Origin of the sequence: Streptomyces sp. NPDC050619 (assembly GCF_040654815.1) — a bacterium.
GTDB lineage: Bacteria > Actinomycetota > Actinomycetes > Streptomycetales > Streptomycetaceae > Streptomyces.
The window spans coordinates 239,988-263,737 of record NZ_JBFAIR010000009.1 but is presented as its reverse complement, the minus strand read 5'-3'; the positions used below and the strand labels follow the sequence as shown (position 1 = coordinate 263,737).

General features: G+C 70.0%; 20 protein-coding genes and 1 tRNA gene. 7 read left to right on the top strand and 14 right to left on the bottom strand.

From position 1 onward, the window contains the following. Positions 1-174: 174 nt before the first annotated feature. The gene (locus AB0I77_RS17715) at positions 175-306 is read left to right on the top strand and encodes a hypothetical protein (RefSeq protein ID WP_363283474.1); all 132 of its coding nucleotides are present in this window, start codon (positions 175-177) and stop codon (positions 304-306) included. A 50-nt stretch (positions 307-356) separates the two neighbouring features. Here AB0I77_RS17715 and AB0I77_RS17710 read toward each other — a convergent pair whose 3' ends face one another. The 4 genes from AB0I77_RS17710 to AB0I77_RS17695 form a co-directional block, all read right to left on the bottom strand. After that, entirely contained in the window at positions 357-542 is a 186-nt protein-coding gene (locus AB0I77_RS17710) for a hypothetical protein (protein WP_363283473.1), read from the bottom strand. A 60-nt stretch (positions 543-602) separates the two neighbouring features. Next, on the bottom strand, positions 603-2,084 hold the full coding sequence (locus AB0I77_RS17705) for an HNH endonuclease (RefSeq protein ID WP_363283472.1): 1,482 nt from the start codon (positions 2,082-2,084) through the stop codon (positions 603-605). A gap of 90 nt (positions 2,085-2,174) precedes the next feature. Continuing rightward, positions 2,175-2,262 (bottom strand) — tRNA-Leu (locus AB0I77_RS17700). 177 nt (positions 2,263-2,439) lie between these two features. Next, positions 2,440-2,889 (bottom strand): MarR family winged helix-turn-helix transcriptional regulator, encoded by a 450-nt coding sequence (locus AB0I77_RS17695; RefSeq protein ID WP_363283471.1) that lies wholly within the window; start codon positions 2,887-2,889, stop codon positions 2,440-2,442. 61 nt (positions 2,890-2,950) lie between these two features. Between AB0I77_RS17695 and AB0I77_RS17690 the strand changes: the two genes are divergently transcribed. Further along, on the top strand, positions 2,951-3,889 hold the full coding sequence (locus tag AB0I77_RS17690; protein ID WP_363283470.1) for an LLM class flavin-dependent oxidoreductase: 939 nt from the start codon (positions 2,951-2,953) through the stop codon (positions 3,887-3,889). Between the two features lie 36 nt (positions 3,890-3,925). On the opposite strand, the gene AB0I77_RS17685 is transcribed toward AB0I77_RS17690, so the two are convergent. The 3 genes from AB0I77_RS17685 to sucC form a co-directional block, all read right to left on the bottom strand. Then, complete coding sequence (locus AB0I77_RS17685) at positions 3,926-5,500, bottom strand: aldehyde dehydrogenase family protein (protein WP_363283469.1); 1,575 nt, start codon at positions 5,498-5,500, stop codon at positions 3,926-3,928. A 145-nt stretch (positions 5,501-5,645) separates the two neighbouring features. Further along, positions 5,646-6,545, bottom strand: a complete 900-nt coding sequence (gene sucD / locus AB0I77_RS17680) for a succinate--CoA ligase subunit alpha (protein WP_363283468.1) — start codon at positions 6,543-6,545, stop codon at positions 5,646-5,648. Positions 6,546-6,556: 11 nt separating this feature from the next. Continuing rightward, entirely contained in the window at positions 6,557-7,687 is a 1,131-nt protein-coding gene (gene sucC / locus AB0I77_RS17675) for an ADP-forming succinate--CoA ligase subunit beta (protein ID WP_363283467.1), read from the bottom strand. 144 nt (positions 7,688-7,831) lie between these two features. Here sucC and AB0I77_RS17670 point away from each other — a divergent pair, with 144 nt between their 5' ends. From AB0I77_RS17670 to AB0I77_RS17650, 5 genes are all read left to right on the top strand, one after another. Then, entirely contained in the window at positions 7,832-9,514 is a 1,683-nt protein-coding gene (locus AB0I77_RS17670) for a thiamine pyrophosphate-binding protein (RefSeq protein WP_363283466.1), read from the top strand. 9 nt (positions 9,515-9,523) lie between these two features. Beyond that, positions 9,524-10,756, top strand: a complete 1,233-nt coding sequence (frc, locus tag AB0I77_RS17665; RefSeq protein WP_363283465.1) for a formyl-CoA transferase — start codon at positions 9,524-9,526, stop codon at positions 10,754-10,756. A 4-nt stretch (positions 10,757-10,760) separates the two neighbouring features. Continuing rightward, positions 10,761-12,905, top strand: coding sequence for an acetate--CoA ligase family protein (locus tag AB0I77_RS17660; RefSeq protein ID WP_363283526.1), 2,145 nt, complete (start codon positions 10,761-10,763; stop codon positions 12,903-12,905). 122 nt (positions 12,906-13,027) lie between these two features. Next, positions 13,028-14,419 (top strand): OFA family MFS transporter, encoded by a 1,392-nt coding sequence (locus tag AB0I77_RS17655; RefSeq protein ID WP_363283464.1) that lies wholly within the window; start codon positions 13,028-13,030, stop codon positions 14,417-14,419. Position 14,420: 1 nt separating this feature from the next. Beyond that, positions 14,421-15,845: an OFA family MFS transporter gene (locus AB0I77_RS17650; protein WP_363283463.1), complete on the top strand. Its 1,425-nt coding sequence runs from the start codon at positions 14,421-14,423 to the stop codon at positions 15,843-15,845. An 85-nt stretch (positions 15,846-15,930) separates the two neighbouring features. Here the strand turns inward: AB0I77_RS17650 and AB0I77_RS17645 are convergent, their stop codons facing one another. From AB0I77_RS17645 to AB0I77_RS17615, 7 genes are read right to left on the bottom strand one after another with little or no spacing between them, the layout of a single operon-like run. Continuing rightward, the gene (locus AB0I77_RS17645) at positions 15,931-16,971 is read right to left on the bottom strand and encodes a sugar phosphate isomerase/epimerase (protein ID WP_363283462.1); all 1,041 of its coding nucleotides are present in this window, start codon (positions 16,969-16,971) and stop codon (positions 15,931-15,933) included. A 60-nt stretch (positions 16,972-17,031) separates the two neighbouring features. Then, positions 17,032-18,429 carry a nucleotide pyrophosphatase/phosphodiesterase family protein gene (locus AB0I77_RS17640; RefSeq protein ID WP_363283461.1) on the bottom strand — a complete coding sequence of 466 codons (1,398 nt, stop codon included), beginning with the start codon at positions 18,427-18,429 and terminating at the stop codon, positions 17,032-17,034. Next, complete coding sequence (gene eboE / locus AB0I77_RS17635; protein ID WP_363283460.1) at positions 18,426-19,595, bottom strand: metabolite traffic protein EboE; 1,170 nt, start codon at positions 19,593-19,595, stop codon at positions 18,426-18,428. Before eboE ends, AB0I77_RS17640 begins: the two co-directional genes overlap by 4 nt. Positions 19,596-19,598: 3 nt before the next feature. Next, entirely contained in the window at positions 19,599-20,447 is an 849-nt protein-coding gene (locus tag AB0I77_RS17630) for a TatD family hydrolase (RefSeq protein ID WP_363283459.1), read from the bottom strand. Beyond that, positions 20,447-21,358 (bottom strand): EboA domain-containing protein, encoded by a 912-nt coding sequence (locus tag AB0I77_RS17625; protein WP_363283458.1) that lies wholly within the window; start codon positions 21,356-21,358, stop codon positions 20,447-20,449. The genes AB0I77_RS17630 and AB0I77_RS17625 overlap by 1 nt, the downstream gene beginning before the upstream one ends. Further along, positions 21,355-22,413 (bottom strand): sugar phosphate isomerase/epimerase family protein, encoded by a 1,059-nt coding sequence (locus AB0I77_RS17620; protein WP_363283457.1) that lies wholly within the window; start codon positions 22,411-22,413, stop codon positions 21,355-21,357. The genes AB0I77_RS17625 and AB0I77_RS17620 overlap by 4 nt, the downstream gene beginning before the upstream one ends. Next, entirely contained in the window at positions 22,410-23,549 is a 1,140-nt protein-coding gene (locus AB0I77_RS17615) for an SCO3242 family prenyltransferase (RefSeq protein ID WP_363283455.1), read from the bottom strand. The genes AB0I77_RS17620 and AB0I77_RS17615 overlap by 4 nt, the downstream gene beginning before the upstream one ends. Positions 23,550-23,750 lie beyond the last annotated feature (201 nt).

The following is a 23,750-nucleotide window of genomic DNA, read 5'->3' as shown; positions in this document are numbered from 1 at the left end:
CGGCATCGACCGCACATCCACCGACAGGAAACCGCCCGGTGTCATGACAACGAGAATCGGCGGAAGGAAGATCGCCCTGCAGATCCGGGCGAAGGTCGCCGAGGACATCGCCACAACCGCCGGCGCCTCCATTGGGCACTGGCGGGGCACGCGGCACAGCGGGAAGTCCCCGATGTGCTCTGCGAGTTGGCGGCCGACCCCGAGGTCACGGGAATCCTCCTGCAACTGCCCCTGCCCGCACATCTCGACGCCCACCTGCTCATCGACCGCTATCCCGGTGACCAAGGACGTCGACGGCCCGGGTGACGGCCGCCAGGTCAGAACGGACGCCTCATCGGGGTGTCCACGCTGTGCGGTTACTCGGCCAACGTCAGCGGCTGGATCTCCGTCCGCGTGATCGACGAGGGCGAACTGGCGTACGGCCAGCAGGTCGAGCCGGCCTGGGGCGAGCCCGACGGCGGCTCCGCCAACCCGACGGTGGAGAGGCACTCGCAGACCACCATCCGCGCCACCGTCATCCGCAGGCGCTTCGCTTCCCGCAATGGCCTTGTACCGGCGGTGCGTGAAGCTACACAACGCCGCCCTGGACAACTGCGGACAGCTCACCGATATGTCTTCGGCGGACTCGCCGTCCATGCTCGGTCGAGGGAATCGTCCCAAGTACCGTCCCGGTCGAAACTCGCGGCGCGGCAGCCACGGGACATGGGTGCCGCAGCGCTATGGCGCCAGGGAGCGTCCCCAATCCGGGCTATGGCGTGGCCGCAGTACCTGCAAGCCGTGTGTCCCATCAACTCGTCAGTCAGCCGCTCGAGTTGCGCGGTACGGTCCGCCACCTCCTCTTCGATGCCCCGCAGCACCTCCTCGGCACTGGAAACTCCCGCCGAACCGATGATGTCGCGCACGAGTGCCGCCGCCCCGATCGCGATGTCGGCCCGCCGTGCGGCGTCGACCAGGCTCTGCGCACCATCGCTGTCGGGCGACTTGCGCACCGTCCGTTCCGCCAGTTCAACCGACGGACGGCTCAACACCGCCGGCCGGTCATCGCCGGCCTCGTGCTCCGCAAGTCCGTCTCTCAGGCGTCTGCGGGCCACTTCGAAGGCCCATGCCTCGGTGGATGCCTTCTTGGCAACGTTGAAGTGAGTGCCGGTCGCCGAGTCCATCACTGTGTGAAACTCTTCCATCAGCGCTCCCCAGTGATAGCCACCGGCGAAGTCCTCCGGGCACCAGCCGTAGTGACGCACGAGTTCGTCACGGACTCGGTCGAAGTGGCGCAGGCTCTTCCGCACCGGTCCGCGCGCCTCGATATGGAGGCCGACGCGTTCCGCGTTCGCCAGCAGCTCCGGCTCCACACCCTCCCACTTCATATGGCCGTCGCGTTCACAGGCGTAGTCGACCCAGGACCAGAACGCCTCGGCGTCCGCGACATCGGGCGCCTCACGGTGGTGGCGCGGGCAGAGGAGGGCGAAGTTGCGCACATCGTTGGAACCGCCGAGCGACTCCGGGACGACATGGGCCCTCTCCACCGGCGCCTGCCAGCAGATCAGGCAGATCGGCTCATCGAGACCGAGGTAGTCGGCGATGGCCCGGACCGGGGGTCTGGACCGGCGCCGGTCGGGATGGCTGTCCCGGTTGCGTACGCGCAGCTCACGGTGGTCGTAGGCGTGTTCACGTTCGGGGTCTCGTATGTTCAGGACGTCAGGGATGTCCTCACGTTGCGGCTCGGGGTTCCTCACCTGGCTCAGCGGTGTGCTGATCTCCGTGAGATACGGGCTGAGGAATCCCAGCAGGAATTCGTGCATGATCTCCAGGGCATCGGCGTCGTAGCCGCCGTCGGCGTCGCGGTGCCCCTGGATATCGAAATAAACGTAGCGCGGGGCACCAGGGCTCGTCGCTGCGGCCTTTTTGAGGATCGAGAAAAGGCGGGTGGCGCACTTGGTGAAGTCCTCTTCGACCCGCATGTCGTGATACAGCGCGATGCCCTTCGGCTTCGCATCGGCTCCGGGCCGCCCAGGAGGGGTTGCGTGCTGCGTAGCCTCGGAGCGGGAGGACTGAGCCGTCATCGGCTTTTGTTGGTCATCGTTCATGGGCGCACGCTAGCCGTCGCCTCTGACAGTCGGCTCGGCCCGCACCGGAGGCGGAAATGCAGGAAACCCCTGATGAACAGGGGTCTCAGCTGGTGTCCGAGGGGGGACTTGAACCCCCACGCCCGATAAAGGGCACTAGCACCTCAAGCTAGCGCGTCTGCCATTCCGCCACCCGGACAAGGTGTCTGTCGCCTGGACGGAGGTGTACACCGCGGCGACACGCACAACGATACCAAGCTTTCGGAGTGCCCTTCACCTGCATATCCGTCGCGCGAGCGACGCTCCCGGAGCCTCGGTAGCGGCGACTTCCCGCTCTCACCAGGGGCGACTGGAGGGTTACGCCTGAGGAACCCCGTCACTCCGAGTTGCGGTCGCCGGCCACGAGTGCCTGTAGGGCCCGCACCAGATCGGCCGTGGCCTTCTCGTCCAGCGGGGCGAGGAAACGGCGTTCGGCAGCCCGGCGCGCCCGCTCTGCCTGGCGCAGGCGCTCCGTGCCCGTGGGCGTGAGTTCGACGATGTTCCTGCGACGGTCCTGCGGGCTGCGCCGCCGCTCCACCAGGCCTTGGCCCTCCAGGCCGTCGATGAGCGACACCATCGTGGTGCGGTCGACCCCGAGGCGGGCTGCCGCCTCGACCTGCGACAGCGGCTCGCCGGCGGAGAGGACGACCAGAACGGCCAGCTCGTGGCCGTCCACGCCGTAGGGCGCGAGAGCCTCGGCGGAGGTCCTGGCCAGTCCGGCCTGGGCGTGTTTGAGGAGGTAGCCGAGCCGGTCTTCGAGAGGTGTGGGCGCCTGGTCGGTAGCCATGGCTTCGACTGTATCGGGAACTGATCGTCAGTAGCGCTGATGATTTAGTATGCTGACGGTTATGACGACTGTGCGCTTCGGCATCAAGACCACACCCATGCACGTGTCCTACGAGGACATCCGCCGCGTCTGGCTGGAGGCCGACGACGTGCCGGAGATCGAGGACGCGTGGCTGTGGGATCACCTGCTGCCCGTGGCCGGGCCGAAGGACGGGCGCATATACGAGGGCTGGACCCTGCTCGCCGCGCTCGCGGCGCAGACCCGGCGGCTGCGTCTTGGGCTGCTGGTGACCAGCAACCGCATCCGTCCGCCCGCTGTTCTCGGCAAGATGGCGTCCACGGTGGACGTGGTCTCGGGTGGACGCCTTGTCCTGGGTCTCGGCGTCGGCGGCACGCATCAGCCGCCGGGCGCCGGCGGGATCGCCGGTGAGAATCCCGCGCTCGCCGAGTACGAGGCGTACGGCCTCACACTCGTCCCGCCGTCCGAGGGCATCGCGCGGCTGGCGGAGACCATCGAGATCCTGAAGCTGATGTGGACCCGGGACGTCTTCGACTTCGAGGGCCGCCACTACCGGCTGAAGGGCACCCGGAACGAGCCGGGGCCCGTGCAGCGGCCGGGTCCCCCGCTGCTGATCGGCGGCTGGGGCACCCGGCTGCTGCGGCTGGTCGCCGAGCACGCGGACGTGTGGAACGTCCCCGGACCGCCGCACAACGACGTCGGGTTCGTCGCCGAGCGCGCCCGCGTGCTCGACGCGCACTGCGCAGACCTCGGCCGCGACCCCGGGGACATCACGCGGTCGGTGCAGGTCCTGGTGTCGTACGACGATCCGGCCGCGACGCGCGCGACGGTCGGTGCGCTGGTCGACGCCGGGATGAACCACATCGTGCTCAGTCTGCCGCGCCCCTATCCGCGGGGCGTGGCGCGGTGGCTGGCCGACGAGGTGATCGCCGGGTGGCACTCCCAGGACGGGGGCTCCACCCTGGCGCCGGTCACGGCATGAGCCCCGGTCCTCGCTCGGGCGTCGCGCGCGTGCACCTCACGGCATGAGGTGGTAGTCCGGGAAGTTCCCGGGCAGCCGCTCCCCCACCGGGCCGTGCGTCACGGCGCGCACGAGGAGCTCGCCGCCGACGAACGCGCCGCGCCAGGACGCGCCGAATCCGCCGAACAGCTCCTCGCGGTCGCCCCGGGAGCGCGGCTTGCCGTGGCCCACCTTGAAGGCACGGATCTGCGGTGCCAGTCGGTCGAAGGTCGCCCGGTCGTCCGTGGACAGCGTGGCCACCAGCGCGCCGTTGGACGCGTTCATCGCGGCCAGCAGCTCCGCCTCCGTGTCGACCAGGACGATGGTGTCGACCGGGCCGAACGGCTCCGCGTGGTGCAGCGGGGAGGACGACGGCGGGTTGAGGAGGGTGACCGGGTGGACGTACGCCGCTGTGTCCTGGCCGGGCAGGAAGCGGGCGTCCGACAGCTTGCCGCGGTGCAGCGGGACGGCACCGCGGTCGACGGCCTCGGCGACCTGGTCGCGCAGCTCCTTGGCCTTGGCGGCGTTGATCACCGGACCGAAGTCCAGCTCCGGGTAGGGGTCGTCGCTCTTCTCGACGGCGAGCGGGTGGCCGACGCGCAGGGTGCGGACCGCCGGGAGGTAGGCGGCCAGGAACTCGTCGAACAGCTCACGCTGGACGACGAAGCGCGGATACGCCGTGCAGCGCTGCTTGCCGTAGTCGAAGAGCTTGGGGACGACCGCCGTGAGCGCGTCCCAGTCCGTGTAGTTCCAGATGCCCCAGGTGTTGAGTCCCTCCTGTTCCAGTACGTGTCGCTTGCCGAGGTCGGCGACGGCCGTGGCCACCGCTGCGCCGGTGTCGCGACCGCCGACGAAGGAGACACAGCCGATCTCGGGCGCGCGCACGAGCGCCTGGGACAGCTCGCCTCCGCTGCCGCTGACGAGGGTGACGGGAATCCCCTCGCGGGCGGCGAGCGCACAGGCCAGGGTCAGACAGGCGACACCGCCGTCGGTCGGGGTCTTGGCGATGACCGCGTTGCCTGCCAGTGCCTGTACCAGCAATGCGTGAACGAGCACGCTCATCGGGTAGTTCCAGCTCGCGATGTTGGACACCGGGCCGTCCAGGGAGGTCCGCCCGGCCAGCATGGGTTCGATGCCGTCGACGTACCAGCGCACACCGTCGATGGCCCGGTCGACGTCCGCCTGAGCGAGCCGCCAGGGCTTGCCGATCTCCCAGACGAGCAGGAGGGCGAGCAGTTCCCGGTGCTCGGTCAGGGCGTCGAGGGTGGCCGCGACGCGGGCGCGGCGCTCGTCCAGGGGGATGTGCCGCCAGGCGCGGTGCTGGTCGAGCGAGGCGCGTACCGCCTGGTGGGCGGTGGCCTGGTCCAGACGCGGCGGGCCGGCGATCGGACTGCCGTCGACGGGGCTGGTGGCGGGCAGTGCCCGGCCGTCCGCCCGCCAGGCGCAGTCCCAGAGGTTGAGGACGCGGTCGTCCTGGAAGGCCTCGGGGGCGGCGAAGAGGCAACGCTGCCAGGCGTCGGACCACGAGGTGCCCGATTTGAGGGTCAGGGGCTGGGTGTGGGTGTGGGTGGTCGAGGTGAGGGTGGGTGCCATTGGTTTTCTCCGCTCACGGTGCACAATCGGGGCGGGAGGGTTGCATGGCTCGTCGTGCGCGCGGCTCGCACGCCTCGCACGGTCGTGCGCCGACGTCGTACGGGGAAGGTAGTGACGCCCCCTGGTACGGGACAGTCACCCCACGTCAACTATGAGTGACGTCACGCTCCGCTTCCAGTCGGGCCAGCACCAGTCGGGCCGTCTCGGTCGGGGTGCTGCCGACCGTGACGCCGGCCCCTTCCAGCGCCTCCTTCTTGGCCTGCGCGGTGCCGGACGAGCCGGACACGATCGCGCCCGCGTGCCCCATCGTCTTGCCCTCGGGGGCGGTGAAACCGGCGATGTAGCCGACGACGGGTTTGGTGACGTGATCGCGGATGTACGCTGCCGCGCGTTCCTCCGCGTCGCCCCCGATCTCCCCGATGAGGACGACGAGGTCGGTGTCGGGGTCGTCCTGGAAGGCGGCGAGGCAGTCGATGTGGGTGGTGCCGACGACCGGGTCGCCGCCGATGCCGACACAGGTCGAGAAGCCGATGTCGCGGAGTTCGTACATGAGCTGGTAGGTGAGTGTCCCGGACTTGGACACGAGACCGATGCGGCCCGGTTTGGTGATGTCGGCCGGGATGATGCCCGCGTTGGACTGTCCGGGCGTGATCAGGCCGGGGCAGTTGGGGCCGATCACCCGGGTGCCCTTCCGCTTCGCGTACGTGGTGAAGGCGACGGAGTCGTGGACGGGGATGCCCTCGGTGATGACGACGGCGAGCCCGATGCCGGCGTCGGCGGCCTCGGTGACGGCGGCCTTGGCGAAGGCGGGCGGCACGAAGACGACGGTGACATCGGCGCCGGTCGCCTGCATACCGTCGACGACCGACCCGAAGACGGGGACCGCACGGTCGTCGAAGTCCACGGTGCGGCCCGCCTTGCGCGGGTTGACGCCGCCGACCACGTTCGTGCCGGCCGCGAGCATGCGCCGGGTGTGTTTCATGCCCTCGGCCCCGGTCATGCCCTGGACGAGGACCTTGCTTTCCTTGGTGAGGTAGATCGCCATGTCCCGTCTCCTCAGGCTGTGGTGGCGAGTTGGGCGGCACGGCGCGCGGCGCCGTCCATGGTGGTGGCCTGCTGGACCAGGGGGTGGGCGCGCTCGTCGAGGATGGCACGACCGCGGGCCGCGCTGTTGCCGTCGAGGCGTACGACGAGCGGCTTGGTCAACTGGACGGTGCCCAGGGCCTGGACGATGCCGTCGGCGACCGCGTCGCAGGCGGTGATCCCGCCGAAGACATTGACGAAGACGGACTTCACGGCCGGGTCGGAGAGGATGACCGCAAGACCGTCGGCCATGATCTGGGCCGACGCCCCGCCGCCGATGTCGAGGAAGTTGGCGGGCCGGGCGCCGCAGCCGGCGACCACGTCGAGGGTCGACATGACCAGACCGGCACCATTGCCGATGATGCCGACCTCGCCGTCGAGCTTGACGTAGTTGAGGCCCTTCGCGGCGGCTGCCGCTTCCAGCGGGTCGTCGTGCGCCACGGCCTGCGCGCCCCAACGCGTCTGCCGGAAGCGGGCGTTGTCGTCGAGGGTGATCTTGCCGTCGAGGGCGAGGATACGGCCCTGTGTCGTCCGGACGAGGGGGTTGACCTCGACGAGGACGGCGTCCTCGCGGACCAGCACCTCCCAGAGCCGTACGAGGACGTCGACGGTCTGCGGCGGCAGTCCGGCCGCCTCGGCGATCCGGCCCGCCTTCGCCGAGGTGACGCCCTCGTCCGGATCGATGTGTATACGGGCGACAGCATCCGGTCGGCCGGCGGCGACCTCCTCGATCTCCGTACCGCCCTCCGCGGAGGCGATGGCGAGGAAGCGGCCGGCCGCGCGGTCGAGTACGTAGGAGACGTAGAACTCCGTCTCGATGTCCACGGGTTGGGCCACCATCACCGTGCCGACCCTGTGCCCCTTGATGTCCATGCCGAGGATCTGGCGTGCCGTCAGCTCGGCGGCGGCCGGGTCGGCGGCGAGCTTGACTCCGCCCGCCTTGCCCCGGCCGCCGGTCTTGACCTGCGCCTTGACGACCACGCGCCCACCGAGCCTGCGGGCGATCTCACGGGCCTCCTTGGGTGAGTCCGTCACCTCGGCTCGCGGCACCAAGATGCCGTGTTCCTCGAAGAGTTCCCTTGCCTGGTGCTCGTACAGGTCCATTTCGGCTCCTGACTGGAAAGTGCCGCACGCCCCCTGGACACCACCCACTGGATGCGGGATAACAAGCTTCATACAGTATTCGTCGACTGTATGCAATGTACCGCGAGAGCGTTCCAACCCCCTACGAAGGGACAGGACTTCGCCATGCCCGACGACACCCAGGACCTGATTTCCGGTGGTCATCTCGTTGCCAAGGCGCTGAAGGCCGAGGGGGTCGACCGCATCTACACCCTGTGCGGCGGCCACATCATCGACATCTACGACGGCTGCGTAGACGAGGGCATCGAAGTCGTCGACGTACGCCATGAACAGGTCGCCGCCCACGCCGCCGACGGTTACGCGCGCATCACCGGCAAGCCCGGCTGCGCGGTGGTCACCGCGGGTCCCGGTACGACCGACGCCGTCACCGGTGTCGCCAACGCCTTCCGCGCGGAGTCCCCGATGCTGCTGATCGGCGGCCAAGGGGCCCTGACCCAGCACAAGATGGGGTCCCTTCAGGACCTGCCGCACGTCGACATGATGACGCCGATCACCAAGTTCGCGGCGGCCGTGCCGGACACGGCGCGGGCGGCGGACATGGTGTCGATGGCGTTCCGCGAGTGCTACCACGGCGCCCCCGGTCCCTCCTTCCTGGAGATCCCCCGCGATGTCCTCGACGCAAAGGTGCCGGCTGCGAAGGCGCGGGTGCCGAAGCCCGGCGCCTACCGCGCCTCGACCCGCTCGGCCGGCGACCCCGAGGCGATCGAGAAGCTCGCCGACCTGCTCGTCCACGCGGAGAAGCCGGCCATCCTGCTCGGCAGCCAGGTGTGGACGACCCGGGGCACCGAGGCCGCCATCGAGCTGGTACGCACGCTGAACATCCCCGCCTACATGAACGGCGCGGGGCGCGGCACGCTGCCGCCCGGCGACCCGCACCACTTCCAGCTGTCGCGCCGGTACGCCTTCTCCAACGCCGACGTCATCGTCATCGTCGGCACGCCCTTCGACTTCCGCATGGGCTACGGCAAGCGGCTCTCGCCGGACGCGACGGTCGTCCAGATCGACCTCGACTACCGCACCGTCGGCAAGAACCGCGACATCGACCTCGGGATCGTGGGAGACGCCGGGCTGGTGCTGACGTCGGTGACCGAGGCGGCCTCCGGTCGCCTCAACGGGGGCGCGTCGAAGCGCAAGGAGTGGCTCGACGAGCTGCGCGCGGCCGAGCAGACCGCCATCGAGAAGCGGCTGCCCAGCCTGAAGTCCGACGCCTCACCGATCCACCCCTACCGGCTGGTCAGCGAGATCAACGACTTCCTCACCGAGGACTCGATCTACATCGGCGACGGCGGCGACATCGTCACCTTCTCCGGACAGGTCGTGCAGCCCAAGTCGCCCGGGCACTGGATGGACCCGGGACCGCTCGGCACCCTCGGCGTCGGCGTCCCCTTCGTGCTCGCGGCAAAGCAGGCGCGGCCCGACAAGGAAGTGGTGGCCCTCTTCGGCGACGGCGCGTTCTCCCTCACCGGCTGGGACTTCGAGACCCTCGTCCGCTACGACCTCCCCTTCGTCGGCATCGTCGGCAACAACTCCTCCATGAACCAGATCCGTTACGGCCAGGCCGCCAAGTACGGCCTGGAGCGCGAACGGGTCGGCAACACCCTCGGCGACGTCCACTACGACAAGTTCGCCCAGATGCTGGGCGGTTACGGCGAGGAGGTCCGCGACCCCGCCGACATCGGCCCCGCGCTCAGGCGCGCCCGCGAGTCGGGCAAGCCGTCGCTGATCAACGTCTGGGTCGACCCGGACGCGTACGCCCCCGGAACCATGAACCAGACCATGTACAAGTGAGGTGACCTGGTGACGACCAAGGCTCTCGAAGGCATCCGCGTCCTGGACATGACGCACGTCCAGTCCGGGCCCTCCGCGACCCAGCTGCTCGCCTGGCTCGGCGCGGACGTCGTGAAACTGGAGGCACCGACCGGGGACATCACGCGCAAGCAGTTGCGCGATCTTCCGGACGTCGACTCCCTCTACTTCACGATGCTCAACTGCAACAAGCGGAGCATCACCCTCAACACCAAGACCGAGCGCGGCAAGGAGATCCTCACCGAGCTGATCCGGCGCTCGGACGTCATGGTCGAGAACTTCGGACCGGGCGCGGTCGACCGGATGGGCTTCACCTGGGACCGCATCCAGGAGATCAATCCGCGAATCGTCTATGCCTCCATCAAGGGGTTCGGGGACGGCCCGTACACCAACTTCAAGGCGTACGAGGTCGTCGCGCAGGCCATGGGCGGGTCGATGTCGACCACCGGTTTCGAGGACGGGCCGCCGCTGGCGACGGGGGCCCAGATCGGGGACTCGGGCACGGGCATCCACGCCGTGGCGGGGATTCTCGCGGCGCTGTACCAGCGGGAGAACACCGGGCGCGGTCAGCGGGTCAATGTGGCCATGCAGCACGCTGTGCTCAACCTCTGCCGGGTGAAGCTGCGCGACCAGCAGCGCCTGGCACACGGCCCGCTCGCTGAATATCCCAACGACGACTTCGGCGAAGAGGTTCCCCGCTCCGGAAACGCGTCCGGCGGCGGCCAGCCGGGCTGGGCGGTCAAGTGCGCGCCGGGCGGCCCGAACGACTACGTGTACGTCATCGTGCAGCCCGTCGGCTGGCAGCCGCTCAGCGAGCTCATCGGCCGGCCCGAACTGGCCGACGACCCGGAGTGGGCGACGCCCCAGGCCCGGCTGCCCAAGCTCAACAAGATGTTCCAGCTGATCGAGGAGTGGTCCTCGACGCTCCCCAAGTGGGAGGTGCTGGAGAAGCTCAACGCGCACAACATCCCGTGCGGGCCGATCCTGTCCACCAAGGAGATCATCGAGGACTCCTCGCTGGTGGCCAACGAGATGGTCGTCACGGTGCCGCATCCCGAGCGGGGCGACTTCGTGACCGTGGGCAGTCCGCTCAAGCTCTCCGACTCGCCCGTGGACGTGAGCAGTTCACCGTTGCTGGGCGAGCACAACGAAGAGGTCTACATCGGCGAGCTCGGCCTCGGCGACGGGGAACTGCGCCTGCTCAAGTCGAACGGAGTGATCTGACGTGATGGCCGAAGACCGGGTGCTGAGGGTGCGGTCGCTCCTCGACACCGTGCGGGCCGAGGGGCGCGCCGCGCTCACCGCGCCCGAGGGCAAGGTGATCGCCGACGCGTACGGGATCGCCGTACCCGGTGAGGAGCTGGCGACCGATGTCGACGAGGCGGTGGCGTACGCGGCGCGCTTCGGCGGGCCCGTCGTGATGAAGATCGTCTCCCCCGACATCCTGCACAAGACCGACGCCGGCGGTGTGATCGTCGGCGTGGAGGGCGCCGCCGACGTACGGGCCGCGTTCCACCAGATCATCGACAACGCGCGCGCGTACGACGCGAAGGCTCGAATCACGGGCGTCCAGGTGCAGGAACTGCTGCCCCAGGGGCAGGAGGTCATCGTCGGCGCGGTGACCGACCCGACGTTCGGCAAGATCGTGGCCTTCGGGCTCGGCGGGGTGCTGGTCGAGGTCCTCAAGGACGTCACCTTCCGGCTCGCGCCCGTGAGCGCCGACGAGGCGCTGTCCATGCTGGACTCGATCCGGTCGGCGGAGATCCTGCGGGGGGTGCGGGGCGCTGCGGCCGTGGACCGGTGGGCGATCGCCGAGCAGATCCGCCGGGTGTCCCAACTGGTCGCGGACTTCCCGGAGATCGCCGAGGTGGACCTCAACCCGGTGATCGCCACGCCGGAGGGCGCTGTCGCCGCCGACATACGGGTGATCCTCGCCGAGTCGCAGCCGCCACCCCGTCGACGGTATTCACGTGACGAGATCCTTACCTCCATGCGCCGTCTGATGGAGCCGAGCTCGGTCGCCGTGATCGGTGCCTCCAACGAGCAGGGCAAGATCGGCAATTCGGTGATGCGCAACCTCATCGACGGTGGCTTCGCCGGGGAGATCCATCCGGTGAACCCCAAGGCCGATGACATTCTGGGCCGCAAGGCGTACAAGAGTGTCACCGACGTTCCCGGCGAGGTGGATGTGGCGGTCTTCGCGATCCCCGCCAAGTTCGTGGCCTCGGCTCTGGAGGAGGTGGGACGCAGGAAGATCCCGAACGCCGTACTGATCCCCTCAGGCTTCGCGGAGACCGGCGAACACGCCCTCCAGGCGGAGATCGTGGAGATCGCCGAGCGGCACGGCGTCCGGCTGCTGGGGCCGAACATCTACGGCTACTACTCGACGTGGCAGGACCTGTGCGCCACGTTCTGCACGCCGTACGACGTCAAGGGCGGGGTCGCGCTGACCTCGCAGTCCGGTGGCATCGGGATGGCCATCCTGGGCTTCGCGCGGACCACGAAGACGGGCGTGTCGGCGATCGTCGGCCTCGGCAACAAGTCGGACCTGGACGAGGACGATCTGCTGACATGGTTCGGCGAGGACCCGCACACCGAGTGCATCGCGATGCACCTGGAGGACCTCAAGGACGGGCGCGCGTTCGTGGAGGCGGCCCGCAACACCGTCCCCAAGAAGCCCGTTGTCGTCCTCAAGGCGGGCCGTACGGCGGCGGGCGCGAAGGCCGCCGGCTCGCACACCGGAGCGCTGGCGGGCGACGACGCCGTGTACGACGACATCCTGCGGCAGGCCGGTGTCATCCGGGCGCCCGGGCTGAACGAAATGCTGGAGTACGCGCGCGCGTTGCCGGTGCTTCCTCCTCCACAGGGCGACAACGTCGTGATCATCACCGGGGCCGGCGGCAGCGGAGTCCTGCTGTCCGACGCGGTGACCGACAACGGCCTCACCCTGATGGAGATCCCGCCGGATCTCGACGAGGCCTTCCGGAAGTTCATCCCGCCCTTCGGGGCCGCGGGCAACCCGGTGGACATCACCGGGGGCGAGCCGCCCTCGACGTACGAGGCGACGATCCGGCTGGGGCTCGAAGACCCGCGTATCCACGCGCTCGTCCTCGGCTACTGGCACACCATCGTCACTCCCCCGATGGTCTTCGCCGAGCTCACCGCGCGCGTGGTGGCCGAATTCCGGGAGCGCGGGATACAGAAGCCGGTGGTGGCGTCGCTCGCGGGTGACGTGGAGGTCGAGGAGGCCTGCCAGTACCTCTACGAGCGAGGGGTCGTGGCCTACCCGTACACGACCGAGAAGCCGGTGGCCGTGCTCGGCGCGAAGTACCGCTGGGCGCGGGCGGCAGGACTGTTGGGGGGCGGTTCATGAGGTGAGTGAACGCGGGTCGGCCGACGGTGCGCGTCGGCCGGCCCGGGACCCGTGCGCACACGAAAGGCATTTGGACAGGGGGCGCTGGCCAGATCTTTCGACGCACAAGGGGTGCGACACACATGACAACCACCGACTTCTCGACATCCGTCCCCTACAGAGAGGTGACGGACCGCAACGGCCGCGTGTACCGGATCGGCGAGACCGACCGGGACATCATGGGCCGGCCACGATGGACCATGGTGCTCTTCCCGTGGATCGGCATGATGGGCATCAGCTCCTCGGAGTACGCGTTCACCTCCGCCGAGGACACCCTGCACCAGGCCCACCTGTGGGACAGCGGGCACATCTTCTGGCTGATGGGCGTCTGGGTGTTCTTCCAGGCCGCCGTCGCCTTCCCCGCCGGGCAACTGCGGGAGAGCGGGAAGCTCCCCGCGCGGTACGCGATGATGCTCGGCGCGTTCGGCACGATCTGCGGCTATGTCGCGCTGGCCTTCGCGCCGCACGTGATCGTCGCGTACATCGGATTCGGCATGTTCAGCGGCATCGGCGCCGGGCTGGTCTACGCGACCTGCGTGAACATGGTCGGCAAGTGGTATCCGGAGCGCAAGGGCGGCAAGACCGGCATGGTCAACGGCGGTTTCGCCTACGGCTCGGTGCCCTTCGTCTTCCTGTTCACGTCGTACATGGACCTGAGCAACTACGAGGTCGTCCTGGTGATGGTGGGGCTCGTCTGTTGCGCGGTCGTCGCGTTCGCGGGGTGGTTCTTCAAGGACCCGCCGAAGAACTGGTGGCCCGCGCACGTCGACCCGCTCCGGCAGACGGACGACCCGAAGATCCGCCGGGCGCTGGAGAAGAACCCGCCGGCGGTCAAGCAGTACACCCCCAAGGAGGCTGCCCGCACACCCGTCCTGTGGATGATGTGGTTCTGTCTGTTGTGCACGGCCGGCATCAACATCTTCGGCATCGCCTTCCAGGTGCCGTTCGGCAAGGACATGGGCTTCGCGGGCGGGATCGTGGCCACGGCGATGTCCCTGAAGGCCATCGTCAACGGCACCGGACGCGGCGTGATCGGCTGGATCTCCGACCGCTACGGCCGACGCAACACGCTGATCATCGTCTGCCTCGTGCTCGGCGCCGCACAGTTCGGTGTGCTGGTGTCCGGCCAGATGGGCAGCATGCCGTTCTTCCTGTTCTGCTCCATGGTCTCCGGCTTCGGCGGCGGCGCGATCTTCCCGCTGTTCGCGGCCATGACGGCGGACTACTTCGGCGAGAACAACAACGCCACCAACTACGGAATGGTCTACAGCTCGAAGCTGATCTCGGGGCTCGTCGGCTCCGGGATGGGCGCGGTCGTGGTCGGCGCGTGGGACTACGAAGGCGCGTTCGTCATAGCGGGCAGCGTAGGACTGGCCTCCGCGGTACTGGCGCTCTTCCTCAAGGCACCGGGCAGGCCGACGAAGGCCCGGCGCATCGTCCCCAACCCGCAACCGCTCGGTGAGGAGATGGCGTGACATGACGGCTGACCCCGTCGCGACGAACAACTCGAACAGCTCATCGACACACCCCGACGCCGCGAACCGTCCCTACCGTGAAGTGACCGACTCCCACGGCCGCGTCTACCGCGTGGGCGAGACCGACCGGGACATCCTCGGTCACTCCCGCAGGCTCATGGTGTATCTGCCGTGGATCGCCATGATGGCCATCAGCGTCTTCGAATACGCGTACGGCTCGGCGGAGGACACCCTGTCCCACGCCCACGGCTGGACGCAGAGCAACACCTTCTGGATCCTCAGCGTCTGGGTCTTCTTCCAGGCCGGCATCGCCTTCCCGGCGGGCTGGCTGCGGGAGAAGGGGCTCCTGACCGCCCGGGCGGCCATGTACGTCGGCTCCGGCATGTGCGTCGTCGGGTTCCTCGCGCTGTCGCACATGAGCAACGTATGGCTCGCGATCCTCGGGTTCGGCGTCGTCGGCGGTATCGGCGCCGGTCTGGTCTACGCGACCTGCATCAACATGGTCGGCAAGTGGTTCCCCGAGCGGCGGGGCGCGAAGACCGGCTTCGTCAACGGCGGATTCGCGTACGGATCGCTGCCGTTCATCTTCATCTTCAACTACGGCTTCGACACCGCGAACTACCACCGTGTGCTGGACCTCATCGGCTGCTACATCGTGATCGTGGTGTTCGGGTGCGCGTTCTTCTTCAAGGACCCGCCGAAGAACTGGTGGCCCTCCGACGTCGACCCGCTGACGTTCTCCGGCAGCCCGAAGAACGCCGCCGGACTCGCCAAGAACCCTCCGGCGGTACGGCAGTACACGCCCAAGGAGGCGATCAGGACGGGCATGCTGCCCCTGATGTGGCTGTCCATCGTGCTGACCGCGGGTGTGTCGATCTTCGGGATCTCCTTCCAGGTCGACTACGCCAAGGAGGTCGGCTTCGGCCCGCTGGTGGCCGCGTCGTCAATGGGTGTCATGGCGGTCATCAACGGCATCGGCCGCGGCGTGGTGGGCTGGCTGTCCGACAAGTGGGGCCGCAAATCCACCCTGGTGTTCGTCATCGTCGTCCTGGGCCTGGCCCAGTTCGGCGTGATCTGGGCCGGGGACATCAAGAGCGAGGGGCTCTTCCTGTTCTTCGCGTTCCTGTCCGGATTCGGCGGCGGCGCCTTCTACCCGCTGTTCGCGGCGCTCACGCCGGACTACTTCGGGGAGAACTACAACGCCACCAACTACGGGCTGGTCTACAGCGGCAAGCTGATCAGCGGCCTGTTCGGCGGCGGCCTCGGCTCCATGGTGGTCGCGGCCTGGGGCTACGACGGCGCGTATGCGCTGGCCGGCGGCGTGTCGATGGTGGCGGCGGCGATCGCGTTGCTGCTGCGGCAGCCGGGGCGCGGCCGAGGCGGCACGGAGGGCGTACGGGCCGCGCAGCCGCAGTCGGCCGGCTGACGTCCGCACGGCCGGTCCGTCCGGCACATGAGGCGGCCCTCCCGGGCGCGGGCTCGGGAGGGCCGCCTCATTGCGTACGCCTTCTTCAGCACTTCTCGCGCAGGGAGTGCAGATGCTCACTCGAACGGCGTGCGAACGTGAAGGACTCGGCCGGGTTGTCGTGTTCGGCCTGCCAGTGGTGGTCCAGACGTTCACCGCGCAGCCGCGTCACGGCGGAGATGAACCGCTGGTAGTCGATGTCGCCGTCGCCGACGTCGACCATGCGGTAGCCGAACTGGTTCGACGGGTCGCTCTCCCCGTCCTTGACGTGGAAGAGCGGGTAACGGTGGGGCTGCCTGAGGACATAGTCGAGGGGTTCGAAGGGCGCGGCCGTGCCGTCGGGCCGCTTCGAGAAGCGGAACTGGCCCGCGTACGCCCAGAAGATGTCCATCTCCAGGAACACGAGGTCGGGGTCGGTCTCGGCGAGCAGCACGTCGTAGAGACGGACCTTGGGGTTGTCACTGGCGAAGCCGAACTCGTCGGAGTGGTTGTGCTGGTAGAACTTCATGCCGCGCGCCTTCGCCGCCGCGCCGTAGGTGTTGAACTCCTCGGCCGCCCGCTTCCAGGCGTCGACGGTGGAGCCGTAGCGGAACGGGCCGGAGGCGGTGCCGATGTGCTTGAGGCCGAGGGCCTGGGCGTCGTCGAGGACCTTGGTGAGGTTCTGGGCGAAGGTGTAGGCGCTCGGGTCGCTGGAGTAGTAGCCGACGTGGCTGCCGATCGGGTTCAGGCCGTGGTTCCTCGCCAGCCGCTTGAGCTGGGCGAGCGTGATGGGGCCCGCCGAGCCCTGCGTGTATCCGGCGAACTCGACCTCGTCGTAGCCGTACTTCTTCAGCTCGGCGAAGACGGGGGCGAAGCCCAGTGTGGAGACCTTGTCGCGCAGGCTGTAGAGCTGGATGCCGAGCCGTCCGGGCGGCAGGACGGGACGGCTGCGGCCCGCGGCGGAGGTGGCGGTGTCGGTGGCTGCCGTGGCGGGGGCCGCGGCGGCGCCGAGCAGCGCGGCGGCGGTGGCACCGGCGGCCACGCCGAGCATTCCTCGTCTGGTGAGGCGGTGGGTGAGTTCGGGATCTGTCTGGGACATGCGGCTCATGCCTGGAACTCCTCGTTGTCGGAGGGCGTTGTCAGTGGTGAGTGCTTCACTTGTGACCAGTCAGGACAGACCGGACAGCTGAAGCAGCAGTGCTTTCACATCGGTGGCCGCGACACGGTCGCCGAGAGCGCGGGGGGTGGAGCAGATGAGGAGCGGACCGTCGTCGTCGCTCGCGGGAAGGCGGCCGTGGCTGCCGCGAATAGGTGAGGGATCCAGGGGCACGACCGCCATGCGGTAGCGCAGTCCGAGTTTCTTGCGCGCCAGGGCCGTGGCCGCCTTGACCTTCACATAGGGGTCGAGCGGGTCCATGAAGAGTTCGACCGGGTCGTAGCCGGGTTTGCGGTGGATCTCGACCAGTCGCGCGAAGTCGGGCGCGTGGGTGTCGTCGAGCCAGTAGTAGTACGTGAACCAGGCGTCCGGCTCCGCCACGGCGACGAGTTCGCCCGAGCGCGGATGGTCGAGGTGATGGGCCTTCTTGCCCTCGTCGTCGAGGAGTTGCTCGATACCGGGCAGGCCGTCGAGGGCGGCCCGGGTCGCGTCGAGGTCCTCCGGCCGGCGGACGTAGACGTGGGCGATCTGGTGATCGGCGACGGCGAAGGCGCGGGAGGCCATCGGGTCGAGGTACTCCATGCCGTCCTGCGTGTGCACTTCCAGCAGGCCGGCGCGGCGCAGCGCGCGGTTGATGTCGACGGGCCGCTCCACGCGGGTGATGCCGTACTCGGACAGCGCGACGACGGTACGGCCCTCGGCGCGGGCGTCGTCCAGGAGCGGGGCCAGGGCCGCGTCAAGGTCTGCGGCCGCTTTCAGGGAGCGCGGGTCGTCGGGGCCGTAGCGCTGCAAGTCATAGTCGAGATGGGGGAGGTAACAGAGCGTCAAGTCGGGTTGTCGGGTGCGCATGATGTGCCGGGTCGCGTCGATGATCCAGCGGCTGGAGACCAGGTCAGCGCCCGGGCCCCAGAAGTGGAACAGCGGGAAGGTGCCGAATTTCTCGGTGAGTTCGTCGTGCAGGGCCGCGGGCCGCGTGTAACAGTCGGGTTCCTTGCGACCGTCGGCGTAGTAGATGGGACGGGGGGTGATGGTGATGTCGGTGTCGGCGCCCATGGCGTACCACCAGCAGACGTTGGCGACGGTGTAGCCGGGGTGCGCGCGACGGGCGGCGTCCCAGAGTCTGTCCCCGGCGACCAGTCCGTTGTGCTGACGCCACAGGAGTACGTCGCCGAGTTCGCGGAAGTACCAGCCGTTGCCGACGATGCCGTGCTCGCCGGGATGGGTGCCGGTCAGGAAGGTGGACTGCGCGGCGCAGGTGACAGCGGGCAGGACGGTGCCGAGCGGGGCGCGGGAGCCGGACCGGCCGAGCGCCTTGAGGTGGGGCATGTGGTGGAGAAGACGGGGGGTGAGGCCGACGACGTCGAGGACGAGGAGGGGGGTTGGACCCGGGGCGGTCCGGTGGGTGCTCATGGGAGCTCCTTCAGCCCGAGGTCCGTCAACAGGTCGCGGGCAAGAGTGAGTTCGGCGGCGATGCCGTCGACGAGCTGGGCCCGGCCGCGGGGCCGCAGCTCGGGCGGAAGGGCCTGCCAGGTGTAGGTCTCGACCTCCAGGTGGCGGGTGAGCGGGTGCGGGCCGCCGACGAGCCGGGTCAGAGCGGTCTTCAGTACGGGGAGCGTGGAGGTGAGGGGTGCGGCGGGGGCCGCGTGCAGCGGGACGTGGAAGTGGGCACGCCAGCAGGACGCGTCGGGAAGCGCGTCGCCGTGGAGGGCCTCGCCGAGATCGTCGGTGCCGCGCAGGCCGGAGGCGGTGTCGGTGCGGGTCTGGTGCAGGAAGCGGGGTTCGTCGAAGGCGGCGAGGGCTTCGCGGACTGCGGGGAGGTGCGGGTGTTCGGCGTGCAGGGCGGCTGAGAGCTGCGACTTGACGACGGTGATGCCCGCCCGGGTGAGCGAGTCCAGGGCGGTGTGCGGGTCTTCGAAGGAGGTGGCGAGGTGGCAGGTGTCGACGCAGATGCCGATGCGGTCGTGCGCGATCGCGGTGAGCGGGGCGATGGCGTCGCCGGTGGTCTCGACGATGCAGCCGGGCTCGGGTTCGAGGCCGACGCGGAGGGAGCGGCCGGTGAGTTCCTCCAGGGCGTCGAGGCGTTCGGCGAGGGTGAGGAGCGCGTGGCGGGCGGTCTCGGCGCGCTCGGCGTCGTGGCCGGTGCGCCAGGCGAGCGGCAGGGTGGAGATGCTGCCCTCGGTGACGTCGTCGGGGAGGAGTCCGGCCAGGACGCGGGCCAGGGCCGTGGTGTGGTCGAGGCGTGCGGGGTCGGCCCAGTCCGGCTTGTAGACGCGGTACTTGACCTTTTCGGCACCGAAGCCCTGATACGGGAAGCCGTTGAGGGTGACGACTTCGAGGCCGCGCCGGTCGAGTTCGGTGCGCAGGCCGCGCAGGGCGGACGGGTCCGTGACGAGGGCGTGCGCGGCGTCCTTGGCGAGCCACAGACCGATGCCGAGACGATCGCGGCCGAGGCGGCGGCGGACGGGTTCGCAGTGGTCACGGAGTTGCGCGAGGACGCCGTCGAAGGTTTCGGCGGGGTGGACGTTGGTGCAGTAGGCGAGGTGGACGGTGCTCCCGTCGGGGTGGCGGAAACGCATCGCTCACTCCCCGCCGCGCTGCACGGAATTGCCCTCGTGCGTGGCGTCGGGCGGACTGACCTCCAGGATCAGTCGGCCGCTGAGCCCGTAGAAGGCGACCGGGTTGCGCCACAGCACGCGGTCGACCTCGTCCTCGGTGAATCCTTCGGCGAGCATCAGGTCGCCGACCCTGCGGGTCTTGAGCGGATCGCTGCGGCCCCAGTCGGCGGCGGAGTTCACCAGCACCTGCTCGGGGCCGTACGCACGGAGGATCGCGACCATCCGCTCCTCGTCCATCTTGGTGTCCGGATAGACGGAGAAGCCCAGCCAGCAGCCGCTGTCCTTGGCCTCCTTGACGGTGGTCTCGTTGAGGTGGTCGACCAGGACCCGTTGCGGTGGGAGAGCGGATTCCCGGACGACGTCGAGGGTGCGGCGCAGGCCGGCGAGTTTGTCGCGGTGCGGGGTGTGGACGAGCGCGGGCAGCTCGTGATCTGCGGCCAGTTGGAGTTGCGCGGCGAGGGCGGTGTCCTCGGCGGGGGTCATCGAGTCGTAGCCGATCTCGCCGACGGCCACGACCTGGTCCTTGACGAGATACCGGGGCAGCTCGTCGAGGACGGGGACGCAGCGCGGGTCGTTCGCCTCCTTGGGGTTGAGGGCGAGCGTGCAGTGGTGGGCGATGCCGTACTGGGCGGCGCGGAAGGGCTCCCAGCCCAGGAGGGAGTCGAAGTAGTCGAGGAAGGAGGCGGGCGAGGTGCGGGGCTGGCCGAGCCAGAAGGACGGCTCGACGACGGCACGGACGCCGGCGGCGCGCATGGCCTCGTAGTCGTCGGTGGTGCGCGACGTCATGTGGATGTGGGGGTCGAAGATGCGCATCAGGACTCCTTGCCGTCGAAGCCGCGGGTGCCGTGTTCGGCGGGCGGCGGGTCGGTGGGGCCGGTCAGGGTCAGGACGCGGTGCAGGTCGGCGGGGACGGGACGGCCCGCGGCGGTGCGTTCGGCGGCGTAGTCGCCGAGCATGCGGGCGAGTTCCGTGTCCCCGTGGGCGCGGCGGTCCAGGTCGGCCACCTCGTCCACGGGCACGCCGGTGAACAGGCATTTCAGGACCGCGTGGCGCCAGTTGTGGACGTCGAGGTGCCGGGCGGCGTACGGGCCGACGGCGGCGGCGAGGAGCCGGGTGTCGTTGGTGCGCAGGGCGTCCTCGACGAGCGGGAGGGCCTCGGGGCCGGGCACCAGGTGGGGCAGGGTGTGGAGGACGGCACGGCGTTCGGCGGCGGTGCCCTGGGCGTACACGCGGGTGAGGGCGTCCGTGTCGGCGCGGGCCGCCTGCAGGATGAGCACGCGGACGGCGTCGGCGTGCTCCGGGCCACAGCGGCGCCCGGCCTCGGCGAGCCGCAGCTCCCACACGGAGATCGGCCCGTGCGTGCCGGGGTGGGCGGAGGCCTCGTCGAGGGCCTGGTCGAGCCAGGCGCGGGCGGCTGAGCCGAGGCAGGCGGTGACGTGGCTCCGCAGGTCGGCCGGCGGGGTGCGGGCGGGGGTGGTGGCGTCGGTGCCTTTTGCGGCGGGGGGCGGGACTGCGGGGTTTGAGGTGGCGGGGCCGAGGGTGGTGGCGTCGGGGCCGGACCTGTCGGAGGGGGCCGTTTCCGCGGTGGCGGTGTCCGGGGGCGCCGTGTCCCGGGTGGGGGCGTCCCGGGTGGGGGCGTCCCGGGTGGGGGCGTCCCGGGTGGGGGCGTCCCGGGTGGGGGTATGCGAGGTGGGGGTATCCCGGGTGGCGTAGGGCCGCGTCATGAGGTGCTCCCTTCTGGGGTGGCGGAGGGCTCGCCTGGGGGTGGGGCGACGGGCGCGGGGTACTGCGAGACGGAGATGGCGGGAGGGTCGGAAGGGGCGACGAGTGGGACGGATGCGGAGGGGGATGTTGGCGCGGCGAGAGGGAGAGGGAGAGGCAGAGGGGAGGTCGTCACAGAGGTCCCTGCCGACGCCGTCGTTGGGGACGACACGGGCGTCGCCGCCTGGTGGAGGAAGGGGAGGGACCGTTCGGCGAAGTGGGGTCCGGCGTGCGAGTGGCGTGGCAGTTCGACGACGGTCAGGCCCTGGTAACCGGTGGCGGACAGGGCGGCGAGTACGGGCGGGAAGTCGATGTCCCCGTCTCCGAGAGGGAGGTGTTCATGGATGCCGCGGCGCATGTCCTCGATCTGGACGTGACGCAGCCAGGGAGCGGCAGCGCGTACGCAGTCGGCGGGTGGCAGAGGTTCGAGGCACTGGCAGTGGCCGATGTCGAGGGTCAGGCCGAGGTGCCGCGGATCGCCGAGTGTGCGGCGGAGCCGGTGGAAGTCCGCGAGGGTGGCGAGGAGGTGGCCGGGTTCGGGTTCGACGGCCAGGGGGACACCGTTGGCGGTGGCGGCCTCAAGGACGGGGGCGAGCGCCTCGGTCAGACGCTTCCACGCCGTGTCCGCGTCCGTCCCGGCCGGGGTGATCCCGCTGAAGCAGTGGACGGCGTGGGCGCCGAGGTCGGCGGCGACCCGCACCGCGCGGATCAGCAGGTCGACGCGGCGGGCGCGGTCGTCCGGGTCGGGGTCCAGGAGGGAGGGCCCGTGTTTGCGGCGCGGGTCGAGCACATAGCGGGCGCCCGTCTCCACGGTGACGGTCAGACCGAGTGCGTCCAGCCGGCGCGCGAGGCGGCGCGTGCGGGCGGGGAGGTCCGGGGCGAGCGGGTCGAGGTGCATGTGGTCGAGGGTCAGCCCGACGCCGTCGTAGCCGAGGTCGGCGAGCAGGATGAGGGCGTCGTCGAGGCGGAGGTCGGCGAGGCCGTTGGTGCCGTAGCCGAAGCGGAGGGAGTTGCTCATGTGACGCTCACCTTCCGCGCGAACCTCGCCGCGAGCGGGGCCAGGGCCGCGGTGAGCAGTGCGGTGACGGTCGCGCCGGAGCGGGCGGAGAGTGCGGACTGGAGGGGGATCGTGGCGCGGATGCCGCCGCTGACGGCTCGTTGGGTGAGCGGGGGTGACGGGTTGAGGGTGGCGTGAAAGTAGGGGCGGCCCGCGGTCGCGGCGTAGGCGGCGGTGAAAGCCGCGCTCAGGAGGCCGTCGGCTGTGGACGCCGAGGTGCTCGGGCCGGCGGGCGGGCGTGTCAGGAGCCGGGTCAGTACGGCGGTCGTGGCCAGTGCCGCCAGGGGGGCGAGGGGCGAGCCGCCCTGGGTCTCCCGGCGGGAGACGGTCGTGACCGCGAGGGTGTGGGCACCGAGCCGCGCGGCGGACGGCAGGGCTCGGCGAACACCGCTTGCGGCATCCGTCACGCCGCTCGCGGCACCCGTCGTGCCCCGCGTACTCGTCGCACCCCGCGTTCGCCCGTCGCGCCCCGTGCTGGCACTCCTCGCACCCCCCGTTCGCCCTTCACGCCCAGTGCCCGTCCCCGTCGTCCCCCGCGCTCGCCCTTCACGCCCCGCGCCGGTACTCATCGCACCCCCCGTTCGCCCGTCGCGCCCCGCGCCGGTACTCATCGCACCTCCCGTTCGCCCTTCGCGCCCCGTGCTGGGACTCCTCGCACTCGTCGTGGCCGCGGCGCCGAGGAGCAGGTCCAGGCCGCGGGCCGTCGCCATGGCGAGCGGGCCCGCCGGAGTGCGCTTGAGGGCGAGGTCGTACGCCCACACAGTCGCTGCCAGCGGCACCGCGACAGCGAGGGCGGGGCGGCCGGCGCAAGCGGCAAGGGACAGGCCGGCACCGGTGAAGGCGCAGGCCGCCGCGAGTGCCGCGCTGGGACGGATGCGGCCGGAGGGGAGGGGGCGGTGCGGGCGTTCCGCGGCGTCCTCGGCCCGGTCGGCCCAGTCGTTGAGGGCCATGCCTGCCTCGTACAGGCACAGGGAGGAGCCAATGGCGAGCAGCGTGCGGTGATTGGGCTGCGTGGCGGTGGCGGCCGCGCCGGCGAGGACGTCGCCGGGGACGGTGAACAGGGCGGGGAGGCGCAGCAGTTCGGCCCAGGCGTTCACCCCGACGGCACCGCCCCCAACCCTGGCCCGCACCCCGCCCGATTCGCGCCCATCCCCAAACCGCACCTCGCCCGCACCACGCCCACCCCCAGACCACTCCTCGCGCGCACCGCCCCCAACCCCAACCCCAACCTCAGACTCCGCCCCGCCCGATTCGCGCCCATCCCCAAACCGCACCTCGCCCGCACCGCCCCCAACCCC

What these genes read in the sequence shown, in the direction of transcription:
- AB0I77_RS17705 (WP_363283472.1), bottom strand. Translation starts at nt 2,084, where the DNA reads ATGAACGATGACCAACAAAAGCCGATGACGGCTCAGTCCTCCCGCTCC.
- AB0I77_RS17695 (WP_363283471.1), bottom strand. Translation starts at nt 2,889, where the DNA reads ATGGCTACCGACCAGGCGCCCACACCTCTCGAAGACCGGCTCGGCTAC.
- AB0I77_RS17690 (WP_363283470.1), top strand. Translation starts at nt 2,951, where the DNA reads ATGACGACTGTGCGCTTCGGCATCAAGACCACACCCATGCACGTGTCC.
- AB0I77_RS17685 (WP_363283469.1), bottom strand. Translation starts at nt 5,500, where the DNA reads ATGGCACCCACCCTCACCTCGACCACCCACACCCACACCCAGCCCCTG.
- sucD (WP_363283468.1), bottom strand. Translation starts at nt 6,545, where the DNA reads ATGGCGATCTACCTCACCAAGGAAAGCAAGGTCCTCGTCCAGGGCATG.
- sucC (WP_363283467.1), bottom strand. Translation starts at nt 7,687, where the DNA reads ATGGACCTGTACGAGCACCAGGCAAGGGAACTCTTCGAGGAACACGGC.
- AB0I77_RS17670 (WP_363283466.1), top strand. Translation starts at nt 7,832, where the DNA reads ATGCCCGACGACACCCAGGACCTGATTTCCGGTGGTCATCTCGTTGCC.
- AB0I77_RS17660 (WP_363283526.1), top strand. Translation starts at nt 10,761, where the DNA reads ATGGCCGAAGACCGGGTGCTGAGGGTGCGGTCGCTCCTCGACACCGTG.
- AB0I77_RS17655 (WP_363283464.1), top strand. Translation starts at nt 13,028, where the DNA reads ATGACAACCACCGACTTCTCGACATCCGTCCCCTACAGAGAGGTGACG.
- AB0I77_RS17650 (WP_363283463.1), top strand. Translation starts at nt 14,421, where the DNA reads ATGACGGCTGACCCCGTCGCGACGAACAACTCGAACAGCTCATCGACA.
- AB0I77_RS17645 (WP_363283462.1), bottom strand. Translation starts at nt 16,971, where the DNA reads ATGAGCCGCATGTCCCAGACAGATCCCGAACTCACCCACCGCCTCACC.
- AB0I77_RS17640 (WP_363283461.1), bottom strand. Translation starts at nt 18,429, where the DNA reads ATGAGCACCCACCGGACCGCCCCGGGTCCAACCCCCCTCCTCGTCCTC.
- eboE (WP_363283460.1), bottom strand. Translation starts at nt 19,595, where the DNA reads ATGCGTTTCCGCCACCCCGACGGGAGCACCGTCCACCTCGCCTACTGC.
- AB0I77_RS17630 (WP_363283459.1), bottom strand. Translation starts at nt 20,447, where the DNA reads ATGCGCATCTTCGACCCCCACATCCACATGACGTCGCGCACCACCGAC.
- AB0I77_RS17625 (WP_363283458.1), bottom strand. Translation starts at nt 21,358, where the DNA reads ATGACGCGGCCCTACGCCACCCGGGATACCCCCACCTCGCATACCCCC.
- AB0I77_RS17620 (WP_363283457.1), bottom strand. Translation starts at nt 22,413, where the DNA reads ATGAGCAACTCCCTCCGCTTCGGCTACGGCACCAACGGCCTCGCCGAC.